Source organism: Flectobacillus rivi (assembly GCF_030056655.1).
Classification (GTDB): domain Bacteria; phylum Bacteroidota; class Bacteroidia; order Cytophagales; family Spirosomataceae; genus Flectobacillus; species Flectobacillus rivi.
Window position 1 is genome coordinate 340,103 of sequence record NZ_JASHIE010000006.1, and the last position, 17,205, is coordinate 357,307.

11 protein-coding genes are annotated in these 17,205 nt (G+C 38.1%); 9 read left to right on the top strand and 2 right to left on the bottom strand.

From position 1 onward, the window contains the following. Positions 1 to 30: 30 nt before the first annotated feature. Both QM481_RS11135 and QM481_RS11140 read left to right on the top strand, forming a co-directional pair. Positions 31 to 591 (top strand): hypothetical protein, encoded by a 561-nt coding sequence (locus tag QM481_RS11135; protein WP_283381829.1) that lies wholly within the window; start codon positions 31 to 33, stop codon positions 589 to 591. Positions 592 to 734: 143 nt separating this feature from the next. Further along, complete coding sequence (locus QM481_RS11140) at positions 735 to 2,300, top strand: hypothetical protein (protein WP_283381830.1); 1,566 nt, start codon at positions 735 to 737, stop codon at positions 2,298 to 2,300. A 373-nt stretch (positions 2,301 to 2,673) separates the two neighbouring features. Here the strand turns inward: QM481_RS11140 and QM481_RS11145 are convergent, their stop codons facing one another. Beyond that, complete coding sequence (locus tag QM481_RS11145; RefSeq protein ID WP_283381831.1) at positions 2,674 to 4,002, bottom strand: peptidase C69 family protein; 1,329 nt, start codon at positions 4,000 to 4,002, stop codon at positions 2,674 to 2,676. A gap of 211 nt (positions 4,003 to 4,213) precedes the next feature. On the opposite strand from QM481_RS11145, the gene QM481_RS11150 reads away from it, so the two are divergent. The 3 genes from QM481_RS11150 (at position 4,214) to coaD (ending at position 6,455) form a co-directional block, all read left to right on the top strand. Beyond that, a complete protein-coding gene (locus tag QM481_RS11150) occupies positions 4,214 to 4,714 on the top strand; it encodes an NUDIX domain-containing protein (protein ID WP_166553138.1) in 501 nt (166 codons plus the stop codon). Positions 4,715 to 4,935: 221 nt separating this feature from the next. Next, entirely contained in the window at positions 4,936 to 5,844 is a 909-nt protein-coding gene (locus QM481_RS11155) for a DUF3822 family protein (RefSeq protein WP_283381832.1), read from the top strand. A gap of 155 nt (positions 5,845 to 5,999) precedes the next feature. Continuing rightward, positions 6,000 to 6,455: a pantetheine-phosphate adenylyltransferase gene (coaD, locus tag QM481_RS11160; protein WP_283381833.1), complete on the top strand. Its 456-nt coding sequence runs from the start codon at positions 6,000 to 6,002 to the stop codon at positions 6,453 to 6,455. Positions 6,456 to 6,567: 112 nt separating this feature from the next. Here the strand turns inward: coaD and QM481_RS11165 are convergent, their stop codons facing one another. Beyond that, entirely contained in the window at positions 6,568 to 9,441 is a 2,874-nt protein-coding gene (locus QM481_RS11165) for a two-component regulator propeller domain-containing protein (protein WP_283381834.1), read from the bottom strand. 236 nt (positions 9,442 to 9,677) lie between these two features. Here QM481_RS11165 and QM481_RS11170 point away from each other — a divergent pair, with 236 nt between their 5' ends. The 4 genes from QM481_RS11170 (at position 9,678) to QM481_RS11185 (ending at position 17,076) form a co-directional block, all read left to right on the top strand. Further along, complete coding sequence (locus QM481_RS11170) at positions 9,678 to 11,270, top strand: glucoamylase family protein (protein WP_283381835.1); 1,593 nt, start codon at positions 9,678 to 9,680, stop codon at positions 11,268 to 11,270. 258 nt (positions 11,271 to 11,528) lie between these two features. Continuing rightward, positions 11,529 to 14,666, top strand: coding sequence for a SusC/RagA family TonB-linked outer membrane protein (locus tag QM481_RS11175; RefSeq protein ID WP_283381836.1), 3,138 nt, complete (start codon positions 11,529 to 11,531; stop codon positions 14,664 to 14,666). Between the two features lie 49 nt (positions 14,667 to 14,715). Beyond that, a complete protein-coding gene (locus QM481_RS11180; protein WP_283381837.1) occupies positions 14,716 to 16,203 on the top strand; it encodes a RagB/SusD family nutrient uptake outer membrane protein in 1,488 nt (495 codons plus the stop codon). A 39-nt stretch (positions 16,204 to 16,242) separates the two neighbouring features. Then, complete coding sequence (locus QM481_RS11185) at positions 16,243 to 17,076, top strand: LamG domain-containing protein (protein WP_283381838.1); 834 nt, start codon at positions 16,243 to 16,245, stop codon at positions 17,074 to 17,076. The last annotated feature ends 129 nt before the right edge of the window (positions 17,077 to 17,205 follow it).

The following is a 17,205-nucleotide window of genomic DNA, read 5'->3' on the forward strand; positions in this document are numbered from 1 at the left end:
AGTATTTGTTTACACTAAAATATACATATTATGAAACACCTAAATAAACTATCTACTTTACATCTAGGATTATTGCTAGTATTTGTGTGTAACTTTCTGTTACACTTTAGCACCTACAGATTGAATGCGAGCTTGAGTTATATCCTCAATTTAGGGCTTTACAGTTCAGGAATTATATTATTTGTCTTGCATGTTAAACCCCTCAGAGCGATTACTTTTTATTACATGTTTTACCTTGTGGGAGGATTGATTTTTATATTGCTGAATACCCTGAAAAGCGCGTATGTGTATTTGCTGGCAACGGTATTTCTTTTTCCTTTTTTTCAAGATTCTCTTACCTCACAGTATGGCAATTTGAATTTGTATCATCGGAAAAAAGGTATTGTCAAACACCGCTTTCTATATGAAGTAGCTGAAAAAAAATATTTGATTTTTGAGAAAGTACATGGTAGAGTAAGAGACTATGGCAGGTTAGCTACGGGAGAAGGCAAACTTTCCTTAACCAAAAATGGACTGCAATATCAGTTTCAGATTACAACAGCCAGTGGCATAAAAAAGGATACCACAGAGTTGTTGATTCTTGAAAAATAAACCTCTTTTCTAAGAAAATCATTTGAATTGGAACAGTGTAAACAAGGTTACCAAACCTCATTTGTCTTCCATAACTTCGGTAGTATAGTACAAATGTCAAATCGCAGAAAGGTTAACGGCCTTTCTGCGACTATCCCAATTCTATGAAAATTTCGAAATTATTACCCATCTGGATGCTGTTCTGGCTTTCTATTGTAAATCTTCAAGCACAAAATGCGCCTTCACCAGAAAAAATCAAATTTGTCCGACAAGGTGTTCGTAGATTTATTTTTGATGAAAAATTGGCGCTCCCCTTAGCCTCATTGATTCCTGAGGAAATAATCGGGATGCCTTCGATGTACCCTGTGAAGCACCATTTGTCTACTCAGGCAGAGATTTTGCTCAAAAATAAACAGTTAATTTTGCAATCAACTCTCGAAAGTCAAACTTCTATTTGGTTTGGAGGTTTTAATCCTTTTGCTACCTACAGCATTGAGTTAGGGCATTTGGAGGGCAATGGCGACGTTGGATTTGAGTTTACTAATCAAGAAAGAACGTCGCAATTTTTGATAAAAATTCAATTCTTAAATAACCAAATAGCAGGAGTTCAGCAAAAAATTATTAGCCAAGGCAAAACGTTGTCAGAGGAGGCTATTACCAATAAAGGTTTTAAGAAAGGAGGGATACCACAAAAAATTATCCTCCAAATGCTAGGAAGCGGACTGACCTTATTTGCACAGTCGGAGGGACAAATTATGCCGATTGGACAATCCGATTTTAGTCAGTATTTGGATTTACGAAAAAAAGAATGTCTTCATACCTATCAAAGTCATTTGTTTGTCTCTTTGCAATCGGGTAGGGTAGAGGTCAATAAAGTAAGTTCGGTATTGGGTGCGGGTATGGGACTTGCCGATATTCGAGCCATCACCTACGAAGACGGAGAGCCTATGCTCGACCAAGGACGTCTGTGGTATACAATGTCGATACGTGGTAGGGCATTGCCTCATCATATTCAAGGCGTATTCAGTATGAATCCAAGTTTGTTTGACCTAAAGTTCGAAGGAATCGTACTCTTTGATAGAAATGACGGTTTACTCCGCAATGAAATTGCTTCACATATTTTTTATGATAGAAAAGAAAAATTATGGCGTGGCTTGACAACTGGGTTTAGTGCGTATGCCAATCCTCAAGAAAAGAAACAACTGCTCGCAATCGAAAGTACCAAAGACCCTCGATTTGGTTTTTCAATCATGAAGGCAACGCCTTTTGGGATTGTTGGTGATATTGAGGACCCACATATCTTGTATGATTCAAAAGCTAAGAAATGGAGGATTTTGACCTGTGAAAATCAAGGTGGATATAAAGCTGTAATGCTTGAGTCAAAGGACTGGAATAAAAACTATCAGAAAATTGCAGGACCAGTTAGTCATAATTCTACTGGGACATCTATTCAAAAAATAGGTGACCAGCGCTATTGCTTTTCAGGAAGTCAAGAAAGAGAAATCTTTATTTATTCTTATCCAGATTTACAAAGTGTAGGAACGTTGAAAATGGATTTGCCACCTTGGGATGAGAAGGCTGGCACAAGAGTTTGGCCAAACGTTGTACAATTACCAGATGGATACCCTTTTAAGTATGTTGCTTTGATGATGGATAGATATAATTATCCAAATCTTGAAGGACCTAATTGGACGTATGGCGCCATATACCTATATCATGGAGTGGAGTAAATAAGGGAATAGGCACAAAGGCACATAGTGAGTTGAATCATCCTGAATTTAGAGATTGAGTGATTGAACGAATGAGTGATTATGTTAAATGTTGTCTTCTAGCAGTAGAGACGCAATGATTGCGTCTTAAGCCAAGTCATATCTAGCAAAAAGCGGTCGGAAAATATTTTCCGACCGCTTTTTTGATGAAAACTTGGAGGATAATCCCAATCTTAAAATTAGGGATGACTCATGTTTGATACTATATTCCAAAATGACATATTTAGACGCAAAGCATTGCGTCTCTACTGATGAAACGTAGATTTAAAGAATAATCACTCAATCTCAATTCGCTAAATTGGAGATGACTCGTTTTCCAAAACCCTGCAATTATTTACAACCCTACACTTTTACCCTGTTTTTTCCAGAAAAAACTATAAAGAGGAGGATATACCAAACGCTTTTGTGGAGACTGATTTGCCCATTGTAACCAGTCTTTCAAATGGTTTTGATATGATTGAAAGGCAAATCGGGTGGCTGAAACGGGCGACATTAATCCCTGTTTTACCAATACATCGTGCCCAATAGCTTGATGATGGATAGTGTCTCTCGTTTTAGCAATATCTTGAATAATGTGTTGAAAATGAGGTTCTTCAATTTTCCCCGACAGGAGCAATCTATGTAGTTTTTCGGCTTGCCACCAAATCGAATTATCAGCCGATTGCGTTGGTTGAAGCGGTAGTTCTGATTTATCGTAAAAATATAAAGGCTTAAAAACTGACAAACATGGATTAGAGGTATTAGTAACCCAAACCGAACTATTGGTGCGTGGTTTTAGAAATGCTAACATTGAGCCAACAGTTTGGTTTGGGCAAAGCACACCAGTAGCGTGCATACAAATATCTTTGGTGGTGGCTTTGTGCGCCCGAAAATCTTCATCATCATGGTGAGAACTCAAGAGGTCGATACCATGATGTAAATCAAAATGAGCTTGCTGTGCCTGAGAAGTACTTTGTATTTGTCGTACTTTACAACTGCTAGCCCAGCTCATAAAAGACGACGAAAAGGCTTTTGACCAATTAAACTCTTCATGTGGTTTTATCCACTTTTTCTTTTTGGCAAAATCTATCGCATCAGGTGCCAATTCATTATAATTGTTTCCGATGGAAAGCCCATTAGAAATACTACGAGCACCCTTTACATACTCAATAGCCCATAATTTACCTGCTGTTTCTAGAACAAAAGCTTTTTCTGCATCGGCGATTAAGAAGGAATTATGATAGAAAAAATTCCGATTTTGATACCCTCCACAAGCATCTTGTCCAAAATTGTGGAGATGTTCCAAGATACAATCCAAGGCGTTTTCAGCCGAATTACTCCTCTCCAAGGCAATTCGGAGCATATCCATGCCTGTTAGTCCTGTATTTTCTTTGTTGAGTGGAATCTTGGTAAAAACTGCTTCATTGCCAATTGCAACACCTTGTTCGTTGACGCCCATTTCGGCACCCCACATCCAGAAGGGTTTTGAGAGAATTACTCGATTGGTAAATCGTGCTTGAGGGACACTTCGATAGGTACAATTCAAGATACTCCCAATAGCATGTTCTTGCGCAGGTATATCGACAACCGACTGAGCCTCATTGGGTTCTCGGTCGGAATTTTTTCCAAAAATCCAACAATGATCTTTACTTGACTTGGGAGGCACTACGAATGTATCACACATGACGATTTAGAAATTTGTCAATTCGGAAATATGATTCTGATATTTTGTGAAATCCTAGTAATTTTTGCTGTATTTTTACCTAATTAATTTGGTGTATCTGATGCAAATGTGCCTCTATTTGATTATTACTGATAGAAACAAAGCCTTTTAAAATGGATATATAGCAATATATAAATAATTTACTTAATCACTTGATTAACAAACTAATATAATGAGTACCATTACGGATGTGGCACACGAACAAGTCTTGAATTTATATGCTCAAAAACTACGATTGAGAGTATGTGGAATTTGTGTCCAAGACCAAAAAATATTAATGATTAATCACGCTGGTGTAGTGCAAGGAGCAGACTTTTGGTGTCCGCCAGGTGGGGGGCTTCAATACGGCGAATCAGTGAATGAAGCTCTGAAAAGAGAATTTTTAGAGGAAACTCAAACCGAAATATCGATAGGAGAGATGCTTTTTGTAAATGAATTCCTAGAGCCTCCTCTTCATGCCATTGAATTATTTTTCAAGGTCGAAATAACAGAAGGAAAAGCCAAAAAGGGCTTTGACCCAGAGATGAAAGACCAAATAATTCAAGAAATTAAATGGATGAGTTTTGACGAAATCAAACAATTGCCAACTGCACAAGCACATAGAGTTTTTTCTCTTTGTAACTCTTTGGATGAATTGTTTTCTATCAAAGGATTTTGTGCTAAAAAGCCATAAACACAGCTTTGATTTAGCCAAAACATCTTTTTACAACTGACCAGAATTCTAATCGCTTGATTGTCAGTAAAAATTACGAATAATCGTTTGCAATTCATAGAATTCTTCACATATTTTGAAGCAGAATTGTATTTTTGCATCCCTGTTAATGTAAATTTAATTTTGTCATAACAGGAAATAATGATAGTGGTTCTGGAAGTGAAAATACAATTTAGTACTTTATGATGGATTTTACCCTCTTCAACCCCATACGACAATTGGAGGCGATTATTTCAAATATTCAACCTAAAGGAAAATTTTTTCTCCCAAATTTTGATGTTGAGAAAATTCCAACCTATCAGCTATTCTTCGAAATTTCTTCGAAGAGTTTCTGTTTTTGGGTAAAGGATTCAGTGACAACGCAAATTATTTGGGTCGAAGAATATTCTCTTTCGTGGTTGGATGCCGATTCGAGTGTGGTGGACAATATTAGTTTTATTTATTCTTCGCATGAATTTTTGAAGTCTATCAAATGGCATTCAATTCATATTCAGTGCGATTCTCAGTCGTTTGTGCAAGTGCCTTTGCCGTATTTTAGAAAAGAATTTTTGCAAAAATATCTTCAATTGGCTAAAGGTCAGTTGATTAGTAATTCAGAGCAGATTCTTTCTCAAATGGATGAAGCCTATGGATTAGTGCATGTTTTTAGTGTTGAAACAGAGTTATTAAATTGGTTTTCACAAACGTATCCGCTTGTCGAGATTCAATACATCCCTGTTTGTCAGATATTATTAGAAGTTGCCAAAGCCGAGTCTCGTCTCCAACCTGCGATGTATGTCTATATCAAAGAAGACGCAATAAATGTGGTGGTGACCAATAATGGAAAATTGCAGTTGTGTAATAGATTTCCGACAAGGTCGACCAATGACGTACTCTTTTATATTTTGGCTACGCTAAGTGAGCTTTCTATGAGTCCCGAAAAAGCCTACGTAAAATTATTCGGAGAATTAGGCGCTGATGGTCAATTGCTAGCGATTCTTTCTGAATATGTTACCAATGTTGAACTAGGGGGTTATCAAACCGTAAGAGTATGGGAGGAAGGTCAGATTCCCAAAAATTATATTGGAATGAAAGATTGTTTTACGGCCTAGTTCGAGACTTACTTTTGAACTAGGAAGCTATGGCTATGGTAGGAATTAGGTGAGAAAATCTATCCTTTTATAAAAAGCAATTTTAGCTTACGAAATGAGACCGCTTATTGCAGGTATAATTAAGTCATTTAACTGTGAATAAAACTTGAGAAAAAGTGAATAAAAAAATTGCGTTCTTCCCAGGGTCATTTGATCCATTCACCAAAGGGCATGAAGATATTGTGCTACGAGCTTTGGAGATTTTTGATGAGGTAATTATCGGTATTGGACACAATACAAATAAAAATCGCTATTTCTCTATCGAAAAAATGACTGTTTGGATTGAGCAAACTTTCGTAGGAAAGCCTGTAAAGGTTGTAGCTTATAATAACCTGACGGCTACAGTTGCTCAAGAAATGAATGCTAATTTTCTGCTGAGAGGATTAAGAAATACGACAGATTTTGAATATGAAAACTCTATTTCGCAGGTGAATAGATATCTGGTAAAAGGGCTTGAAACGGTATTCTTGATAACGTCTCCACATCTGGCACCCATCAGTTCGACCATTATTCGAGATTTACATCGTTATGGAACCAATGTGGATGAATTTTTACCATATACATTGGAATAAATCCTTTGAAGTGCGAATGGCTAAATGTTTGCTATCGAAATGAGTTGATTTTATAGAATTTTGTTCGGAGCCGTTGCATGCAACGGCGCTATGTGTTTTTGGGCATTTACTATTAGATTTTCATCATAAATTCACCAAGATTGATCTCGGTGTCGAGTTCCATTTTTTTACGCAAACGATAGCGTTTTAGCTCCACGCTTCGGTTGGTGATATTAAACAATTGAGCAATTTCTTTACTCGAAAGATTCATGCGTAGATAGGCCGCCAATTTCAAATCACTTGGCGTGAGATTTGGATAAAGCTCAATCAGTTTTTTCAAAAACTCTTCATGGACTTTATTAAAATTTGACTCAAATACTTGCCAATCTTGTTCTGACGAAATATTACTGTCAATCAAATTCATAATTTGTCTATATGCTTGATTGCCAACATTGCGCCCCGATTCTTTTTTGAGATTGTCGACCTCTTGTTTTATCTCCAACAGCAATTCATTTTTCTTAATCAAAGTCATCGTCGAGTTGGCGAGTTCTTCTGATTTTCTAATTACATCTTGTTCCAATTGCTCGTTTCGCAAACGAATGATTTCCTGCTCGCTTAATTCTGCTTGTCTGCGAAGGCGACGCTCTAATTTACGGCGCTCTTTCAGTTGTTTTAAGCGAAATTTTCGGTCCTGATAACGATAGAATAAAAGATTTATGCCTATAAAAATGGCGGTGTACAAGCCTTTACTCCAAGCGTTCCAATACCATGGGGGCAAAATCGTAATACTAATAGTGTTTTCCTCAGCATTCTGATTCGATTTTAGGTGAAATATGTAGGAGCCAGGTTGGAGATTACTAAACTCTTTCATGGATATTAGTTGGTAAGGCGACCATGATTTCATACCATTTTCCAACCAATAACTATATTTTGTTTTCGGACTAATACTCGTTGTACTAAAAATAATACTTAAACTGTTTTCATTATAATCGAGCGTAATTTCTTGATTTTGAGGAGGAAATCTATATAAATACGCCGTGCTATCGTCTACAACCGATACACTTCTAATAAAAGGTTTGATGTTGGCAGAAGTCTGTTTATCTAGAATTTGAGACGGGGGCAATATCACAAACCCATCTTCAGTACAGACTAATACTTCACCAGAATTGATTTTTACTACATTCTCGTATATATCCACCCAACGGTTATTAGGGATGGGAACATCGATGGGTTTTTGCCCTACTTTGGCATAGCTCAACGAGCCATCTTTACGAAGTACGTATAATTCATTTGCTGAAATGGGAAAAATCTTATGGATAACTTCTCCAAAAAGCCACTTTTGTAAGTCCTCATCTAACTGAAATTGTCTGGTATCGTTCTGATATGACTTGATTCCTTTGGGGCTAGTGATGAGTATCTTATTTTGGAAAGAACGAAGATTAATAGTACTGTTTCTAAACTCTTCTCCTTCGAAAGATTGATTGGACATAATTTTCTTGAAGCTTGGATCCAATTTAATTCGATTGATGCCTGTTGATGGACGATACACCCACAAATAGCCATTATTATCTTCTTCTACCTGCGTAAACGAGCCTCCAAGATTTTCGAGTGTGTGGTCAAATATCCATGAGCCATTTGCTTGTTTTTTGTAAAAGCATAGTCTCGTATAAGTTCCTTGAACCAACCAATTGGGGTTACTTTTAAGTTTTTTGATGGTCCATCCTCCTGTAATATCCGAAATGAGTCGTGCTTGATTTTTTTCAATTAGCAATGTTCCATTATTATGCCCACAAAAAAGCTGTTGGTCTATCACCGCCAAATCCCATACTTGTCCTTGAGTTTTAGGCACTAGTTTAAAAGGAGTACTGGAATTAATAGGTTTACAATATACCCCTTGGTTGGTGCCTACATAAAGCCAACCATTTAATGATTCAATGTCATAAACGGTTCCCAAATACCCATCCAAATCTCTAAAATAGCTCAAGGGTGAGCTTAGCATCAGCAAATCGATACCTTTATCGAGTCCAACCCAGACATTGTGAACTTTGTCTTCATACAGCGAAAGCACTGTGTTATTTTGCAAGCCTTGTCGTTGGTTGATATGGCGGAGAATTTTACCATTAGCATCAGTCAAAACGATGCCATTCAAAAGTGTACCAAATAAGTATTGACCATTATGGAGTTTGATAGCACGGTTTAGGCGATAGAGTTGAAAAAACTCATTGGTTTGAGTATTCAGAGGCTTAACAGATGTGCCATTGTGTACAAACAAACCATTATTGGTACAGACCAATAAGGAATTTCCTTCAAAAGGTAAAATCACATCGATGGCTTCATGACTTAATTTTTCTCCATCAGGTAATAACTTAAATTGATTATTTACGATTTCGAACAAACCTTTATTGATCACATCTACAAATAATCGATGATGTACCTCATGCACAAATAAGATGGTTCCGGGGTTTTTAAGCTTTGTTACTTTTCCATTTTTGTAGAAATATAAAAAGGCAAACGATTGAAACAATACCCCTTCTTGATAAGGAATGATGTGCCAGATTTCTTCGCGAGAAAATTCCTTGTCATGTATCAAGTGTGTTAGAGAATGATAGGCTAAAACGCCATGCTCGTTGGCTTCCCAATAACCAAAACTTGCCATACCTCCTGTATATATTTTACCTGAGCCATCCGCAGCAACAGACCTTACAATTTGTTTTCGGGGAAGCTCAAATGTTTTCCAGTTACTACCATCATATTCCAACATACCTTTAGAATTGGCAAAATACATAAAGCCCGTAAGTGGGTCTTGGGTGGCATCCCAGTTTTGGTAGTGGGCACCATATTGTTGTTTATTGAAATTGATAATTTCTGGTGTACCAATATTACTGATACTATTGCCTACAAAAGTCTGACTCCGGATAAGTGTGCTACCAGTCAGAAGAAAAGTAAAAAAAGCAAGAAGAGTTTTTCTACAAAACAAGTTTGTCAATTCCAAAGTCGCTCCAATCATCCTAAAATTGTGTATGACGTAGTTAAAATATGCCTAAACAGTGAAAAAAAAGGGTTTTGATGTAGTAATGATGTACCCCAAAATTAGGAATGAGGTTGTTTTTAAATCTACATTTGCCATGTCAAATTTAAAGTTTTTATAAAAAAAATAACAATTCTTTCTAATAGTATTATCATAAAAGATTTTGAGTAACGATAAAACTACTAGAAAAAACTATCCCAAATCGACTGATTAAAATGAAAAAAGCGACTATGGCTTTGGGACTTGCACTGGGAATGATGCAGTCTGGGTGGGCACAACAAAAGATTGAAACACCTGCTAAACTGGTAAAGCTCAATGAGAAATATGAGTATATAGAAACGGTTCAAAAAGCTACATTTCAATATTTCTGGGATTTTGCACATCCTATTTCTGGTATGGCGCCCGAGCGTACAGCAACTCCCAATATTGTTACTTCAGGTGGTACAGGCTTTGGTATTATGAGCATTGTGGCCGCTGTTCATAGAGGTTGGATTTCGAGAGAGGACGCCGTAAAGCATCTTCAGAAGATGACGAATTTCTTAGGTAAAACGGATAGATTTCATGGTGCTTGGTCGCACTGGTTAGATGGTCGTACAGGCAAAATGGTACCCTTTGGCGAAAAAGATAATGGTGGCGATTTGGTAGAGACTGCCTATTTGGTCAATGGACTTTTGGTAGCTAGAGAGTACTTTGACGCAGGAACACCAGCTGAGAAAAACTTAAGAGATACCATTACCAAATTATGGGAAAGTGTAGAATGGGATTGGTATGCTTCAAGAGGCGATGGGCATTTGTATTGGCACTGGTCACCACAATATAACTGGGACATGAATATGCCGATCAGAGGATACAATGAGTGTTTGATTACTTACGTGTTGGCATTGGGTTCTCCAACACATGGTATCAAACCAGAGGTATATCAAAACACTTGGAAGAAAAGTGATTTTTATGAAAATGGTAAAGACTATTTAGGATATAAACTAACTGTTGGTTTTCCGTACGGAGGCTCATTATTTTTTGCCCATTATTCATACCTAAGTCTTGACCCACGTTTGATGCAAGATGAGAAAACAAACTACTGGCAACATAATCAAGCTCAAACACTCATCAATTATAAGCATTGTGTGAAAGAAGCACCCAAAGAGTTTGGTTATTCGACAGACAACTGGGGTTTGACAGCAAGTGATGATTATAATTTTTATGATGCTCACTCGCCAACCAACGACAATGGAACCATAAGTCCAACGGCAGCGATTTCATCTTTTCCATATACTCCGTTCGAGTCATATCAAGCTATGCGTTACATGTACTTGAAAAAAGGGGCAACTCTTTTTGGAAAATATGGGTTTTATGATGCCTTCAATGCCACCAAAAACTGGTATTCTAACCAGTATTTGGCGATTGATCAAGGACCAATGGTGGTGATGATTGAAAACTATCGTTCGGGTCTGCTTTGGAAGCTTGGAGAGAATATCAAAGAACTCCAAACAGGTTTGAAGAAAATGGGCATTAATAAACCTGAATACCCGACTGGTTTCTACATGTATCAACCAGATCCTGAAACCAAAGATGTTAACCTGACCAAACATCCAGATTCTGATGACTTTGTTTTGGATTTTGCGGTGAAAGGTTCAGAACCTTTTGAAGTGTTTATTACTGACAAAAATGGCAATAAACAAGTTTTGGTCGCATCTACAACGGCGCTGAAAGGTATGCAACAAGTACATTTCAAAGCAAAATATGGCTCTTACAAAGCAAGTATTTTGCAAGGGCAGAAAGAAGTTTCAGTGCAAATCCATTTGAAATAAGTAATTGTGTAAAAGTTATCTGTAATCAGTTGTGGATGCAAAATATAGGTATTTAAAAATTTGCATTCACAATTCGTCACTCACAATTCAGCATTAATACTTAATTCCCGTATGGAGGGAAAGACACACATTTCTGACCCTCTATGCAATTTATAAAACCGAGCGTAGGGTAAGTTTGGGTAAAATCAAGAACCATTATTAAATCACCTGTTGCCTTACCTCAATGCTTAGTGCTTACATTTCTAATTAGCAAAACGTATGAAACAAAAACCATTTACTTTTTTATCTAAAAAGGGGTATGTACAACCAATTACCCAAATTTTTAGATATGCTTGCTTGGCGACGATGGTCGCAGGGCCAATATTTTCGGAAGCGAAAGTGTTGCCAAGATATGTGCAGTCAGTGGCAGATACCAAAGTGACTGGTAAAGTAACCGATGCCAAAGGCGAGCCAATTCCTGGAGTGGCGGTTCGCGTAAAAGGAACCAACAAAGGAGCAAATACCGACGTAAATGGTAATTTCTCCCTATCTACAGCTGATAATGCAGTTTTAGTGATTTCATCTGTTGGATACGAAACTCAGGAAGTGCCGGTAAACGGCAGAAGTAGTATCAATATTACACTTCAAAATTCTTCAAAAGAGTTGGACGAGGTAGTATTTGTAGGTTATGGTACTCAGCGCAAAATGGATGTGACTGGCGCTGTAGTTTCGGTAAAAGGTGAAGAAATTTCAAAACAAGCTTCAGTAAATGCAGTGAGTTCTTTACAAGGTAAAGTGGCTGGTGTACAAATCAGTAACTCTGGGGCTCCTGGTGCTTCTCCACAAATTCGTATTCGTGGTTTGGGTACGGTTTATGGTAACCCTAACCCTTTGTATGTTGTGGATGGTGTTTGGTTTGATGATATTTCTTTCTTAAACCCAGCAGATATTGAGTCGATGAACGTGTTGAAAGATGCCTCTGCGCAATCTATCTACGGTATTCGTGCGGCGAATGGTGTGATTTTGATTACCACTAAAAAAGGAAAAGCTGAACAAACAACTATTACTTATAATGCTTCCTATGGTGTTCAACGTGTGAGCAACCAATTAGAAATGGCGAATGCCAATGAGTTTGCAACCATGGTAAACGAATTGTCGATTATCAATGGTGGTAGCCAAGTGCTTGATCCTTCTAAATTTAGCAAAGGTACAGACTGGTATCGTGTTGGTTTAAGAAGCGCTCCTGTAACTAATCACCAAATTTCATTAGCTGGTGGTTCGGAGAAGTCAACTTATAATTTCTCATTGGGTTATTTGAATCAAGCAGGTTTGGTGGAAGGCAATAACTTTGACCGTTACACTGCTCGCTTACAGAACGATTATCAATTGTTCAAACACTTGAAAGTTGGTTACTCGGTAACAGGTGCAGCAAGTACTTCAAAAGATGCTCCTCCAGCAATCTTCAGACAATTATACTCAGCAGCTCCAGTAGTACCAGTTTATTATGCTGACGGTACTTATGGCGATCCAAGTGATTATAACTTAGGTGATGGTGCAAACTACAACCCACAAGCGACGTTGAATTATTATAACCAAAAAACGACTAACTATCGCTTGACAGGTAACGTGTTTGCCGATTTGAATTTTGCTAAGCACTTTACTTTCCATACAAGTATTGGGGGTGAATTTAGACAAACAGAAGTACGTAACTACACACCAGTATTTGTAGCAACTTTGAGACAACGTACAACAGTAAGTACCTTGAACTTAGGTAGAGCTGAAAACCGTAACTGGATTTTGGAAAATACTTTGAGTTATGATAATACCTTCAACAAAGACCATAATGTTAGAGTTTTGGTAGGTCAGTCGGCACAAAGCTACCGTTCTTATGGTATCAATGCTTCTGCGCAAAATGTTCCTAATACTTCTGAAGGTGACATGTATTTAACGCTAGGAAATGTTGACGGTCGTCAGATTAGTGATTATGGTGATTTGAGTACGATTGCTTCCTATTTTGGTCGTGTGAACTATGCTTTCAAAAACCGTTATATGGTGAATGCTTCCTTGCGTGCCGATGGTTCTTCGAAATTTGCTGGTAATAACCGTTGGGGATATTTCCCTTCAGTAGGTTTAGGTTGGGTAGTTTCTGAAGAAGATTTCATGAAAGACCAAAAAATCTTTGATAATTTGAAATTCAGAGCAAGCTGGGGTAAAGTAGGAAACGCTTCTGTTCCTGCCAACGTATCAGTATTGCGTGTAAATCAGGCGGCAAACTTAACAGCGATCTTTGGTGACCAAATCTACACAGGTGCAAGCATTAACTCAGTAGTGCCTCCAACAACATATTGGGAGAGAAGCGTGGGTACTGATATTGGTGTAGAAATGGCTTTCTTGAAAAACAAATTGACTTTTGAGGCTGATTATTACAATAGAAAAACAGAAATGGCGATTTTTGATATTCCAATTCCTTCTTCTATTGGTACTGGCTCTAGCACAATTACAGGTAACCAAGCTGATATTCAAAACAGAGGATATGAGTTTGTGTTGAACTACAGAAATACGATTTCAAAAGACCTTTCTTTCTCAATTGGTGGTAACATTGGTATCAACGATAACAAAGTTTTGCGTGTAGTAACAGGTGCTAACCCTATCTACTCAGGTGGTGCAGCGTCAACAGGTGGTGCTTTGGCAACACGTACAATCGAAGGACAGCCTATTGGTCAATTCTTTGGTTATATCGTAGATGGTATTTTCCAAAATACGGCTGAAGTAGCTGCTTCTGCTCAGAAAAATGCTAAACCAGGCGATTTCAAATATCGTGATATTAGCGGTCCAGATGGAAAGCCTGATGGTGTTATTTCAGACTTAGACCGTGCTCCACTAGGTAATCCAAACCCTAAATTTAGTTATGGTATTAACACCAACTGGAACTACAAACAATTTGACTTGATGTTAGATTTCCAAGGTGTTGCAGGAGTAGATATTTACAATGCCAACCTTGGCTTGCGTTACGGTAACGAAAACTTTACCAAAGATTTCTACAACAACCGTTGGCATGGTGAAGGTACTTCTAATACCTATCCTTCAGTAAATATCGGTGGTGGTGATAACTATCGTCCAAACTCTTTCTTTGTGGAAAGTGGTGCTTACTTCCGTGTTCGTAATATTCAGTTGGGCTACTCTTTGCCAAGCACTATTACAGACAAATTGCACATCAAAAAATTGCGTGTATTTGCCAATGCACAGAATGCTTTGAACTTCTTTAAATATAGAGGTTTTACGCCTGAAGTTACAGGTGCTTACAACAGCAGTGGTGCAGCTACAAGTGGTACAAGCGCAACAATCAATGCAGGTATTGATAACAACGTGTATCCGATGTATGCGACCTACAACTTTGGTTTAAATGTTACTTTCTAATCATTCCAACTTATAATAGAATTTTTAGAAACTGAAAAGAGAAAGAATTATGAAAAAATATAGCATTATTTCAACAGCCCTTAAAGTAGGGAAATATTTACCAGTTGCCTTAGTGTTGACTCTATCTAGCTGTAGTGATAGCTTTTTGGAAGTTCCGCCACAAGGACAACAACCATCTGAACAATTCTGGAAAAATGAAGCAGACGCTACCAAGGCCGTAAATGCCATGTATGCCAACCTTCGTTCATGGAACAATACAGCTTTTGCTCCAATCGCTGTCGAAAGTGTACCTTCAGATGATGCTGAAAAAGGAAGTAGCCCAAGCGATGCAACTTTCTTCAACAAGTTTGATACGTTTACGCATACATCTACAGAAGGGCAAATTGCTGATTTTTGGACAGGTCAATATCAATCTATTAACTATGCCAATCAAGTAATTACGAATATCCCTGCTATCAGCATGGACGAAGGCTTAAAGGCTCGTTATATCGCTGAAGCAAAATTTGTCCGTGCTTATTGCTACTTTAGATTAGTGCGTGCTTTTGGTGACGTGCCTTTGCGTTTGTCATTGGCAACTGATGCTTCTCAATATAATTTGGCTCGTACACCTAAAGCACAAGTTTGGGCAGCTATCGAAAAAGATTTGCAAGATGCTGCTACTGTATTACCACAAACTTACGGTGCTGCTGATATTGGTCGTGCTACAAAAGGAGCAGCTTTGGGATTGAATGCGAAAGTAGCTTTGTATCAGAAAAAATGGAGTGATGTAGTTAGTCTTACCAAACAAGTGATGGGTATGGGATATGGCTTACTTCCAAATTACGATTCAGTATTCCGTATTCCGAATGAAAACTCTAAAGAGTCGATTTTTGAGATTCAATGTAAACTAATCTTAGGAAATGCATCTGCATCTAGCTCACAATACTCACAAGTACAAGGGGTTCGTGGTGCGCAAGGTGGCGGATGGGGCTTTAATGTTCCAACACAAGATTTGGTGAATGAATTTGAAGCTGGCGACCCTCGTTTGGATGCAACGATTATTTTCCGTGGCGAAACTACCCCTCAAGGTGATGCAATTCCAGCTACTGGCGATAACCCAATGTACAACCAGAAGTCTTATGTGCCATTCTCGTTGTTTGTATCTGGTTACAACGAAGGTGCAGAGCAGAATGTTAGAGTGATGCGTTATGCAGAAGTTTTGTTGATGAATGCCGAGGCAAATATGGAATTAGGCAATACTGCTGATGCTTTAGCCTCGTTAGAAATGGTTCGTGCACGTGCTCGCCAAGGTAATGCTGCAATTTTACCAAAAGTAACTACCACCGACCAAGCTCAATTACGTAAAGCAATTTATCATGAAAGACGTGTAGAAATGGCAATGGAATTTGACCGTTTCTTCGATGTGGTTCGTCAAGGTAGAGGTGCTGAAGTTTTGGGTAAAAAAGGCTTCAAAACAGGTGTTCATGAGGTTTTCCCAATTCCTCAAAACGAAATTGACTTAAGCGCTGGCGTACTTAAGCAAAACCCTGGATACTAATTGTTGCCAATGTCTAACATTTAATTTGAGTTCGTAACTATGAATATTTTCAAAAATAAATCATTATTAGCTGGTTTGCTTGGCTCATCTATGCTGTTGAGTTCTTGCTACGAGAAGTTTGATGCTTCTACTTATGCTCCAGCGGTGTCTATCGGAGGATATACAAGTACTTCTGAAATTGCCCCAAGCAACTTGGTCGGTTATTGGTCGTTCGACAATAGCTATATTGATGCTGTATCCAAAACTGCAGGCGAGGCTACAGGTACCAGCTTTGCAGGCGGAGTGAAGGGACAAGCAATGGTCGGTGGTATCGACAAATATGTGGTAAGCAATGTGCCTTCTGCCATCCAAAATCTCTCTAGCTTCACGGTAACTACGTGGGTTAACATGAAGAAAAATGATGCAGGAATTGTTGGTTTGGTGGATATTGCCAATTCTGGATCATTCTGGGGAAATCTTACGATTTTCTTAGAAAACGGCGCTACAGATGCGAAAGGTTTGTTAAAAGTACACGTGAACAATGCAGGAAAAGATGCGTGGTTAGGTAACTATGATTTGAACAACCTTTGGAATACTTGGGCAAATATTGCCGTTACTTATGATGCTACCTCATCGACTTTTAAGGTGTATTATAACGGTAATAAAATTGCGACTCAAGTGGTAGCAGGTTACGGAGGAATTAAATTCCAGAATGCTTCTAAGATGGTATTTGGTACGGTTCAATTCCAAACAAGTCCTAGTCTAAATGGTGGTGACAAACAATCATGGGCTAGTTTCTTGAATGGTCAACTCGACGAAGTACGCATCTACAACAAAGCCCTTGCCGAAAATGAGGTAAATGCCTTGGTGAAGCTTGAAGGTAGAGGAAAATAATCTTTTAAGTGCTGAGTTGGGAGTTTGGAGTGCTGAGTTTTTTAATTATAAATCTTCATTCTCAGCTTATCACTTACATCTATCTATCCCGAATTGATTTAGTTATTTTACAGAATAAGATTGTTTAAG

What these genes read in the sequence shown, in the direction of transcription:
- QM481_RS11150 (WP_166553138.1), top strand. Translation starts at nt 4,214, where the DNA reads ATGAGTACCATTACGGATGTGGCACACGAACAAGTCTTGAATTTATAT.
- QM481_RS11165 (WP_283381834.1), bottom strand. Translation starts at nt 9,441, where the DNA reads ATGATTGGAGCGACTTTGGAATTGACAAACTTGTTTTGTAGAAAAACT.
- QM481_RS11140 (WP_283381830.1), top strand. Translation starts at nt 735, where the DNA reads ATGAAAATTTCGAAATTATTACCCATCTGGATGCTGTTCTGGCTTTCT.
- QM481_RS11180 (WP_283381837.1), top strand. Translation starts at nt 14,716, where the DNA reads ATGAAAAAATATAGCATTATTTCAACAGCCCTTAAAGTAGGGAAATAT.
- QM481_RS11175 (WP_283381836.1), top strand. Translation starts at nt 11,529, where the DNA reads ATGAAACAAAAACCATTTACTTTTTTATCTAAAAAGGGGTATGTACAA.
- QM481_RS11135 (WP_283381829.1), top strand. Translation starts at nt 31, where the DNA reads ATGAAACACCTAAATAAACTATCTACTTTACATCTAGGATTATTGCTA.
- QM481_RS11185 (WP_283381838.1), top strand. Translation starts at nt 16,243, where the DNA reads ATGAATATTTTCAAAAATAAATCATTATTAGCTGGTTTGCTTGGCTCA.
- QM481_RS11145 (WP_283381831.1), bottom strand. Translation starts at nt 4,002, where the DNA reads ATGTGTGATACATTCGTAGTGCCTCCCAAGTCAAGTAAAGATCATTGT.
- QM481_RS11155 (WP_283381832.1), top strand. Translation starts at nt 4,936, where the DNA reads ATGATGGATTTTACCCTCTTCAACCCCATACGACAATTGGAGGCGATT.
- QM481_RS11170 (WP_283381835.1), top strand. Translation starts at nt 9,678, where the DNA reads ATGAAAAAAGCGACTATGGCTTTGGGACTTGCACTGGGAATGATGCAG.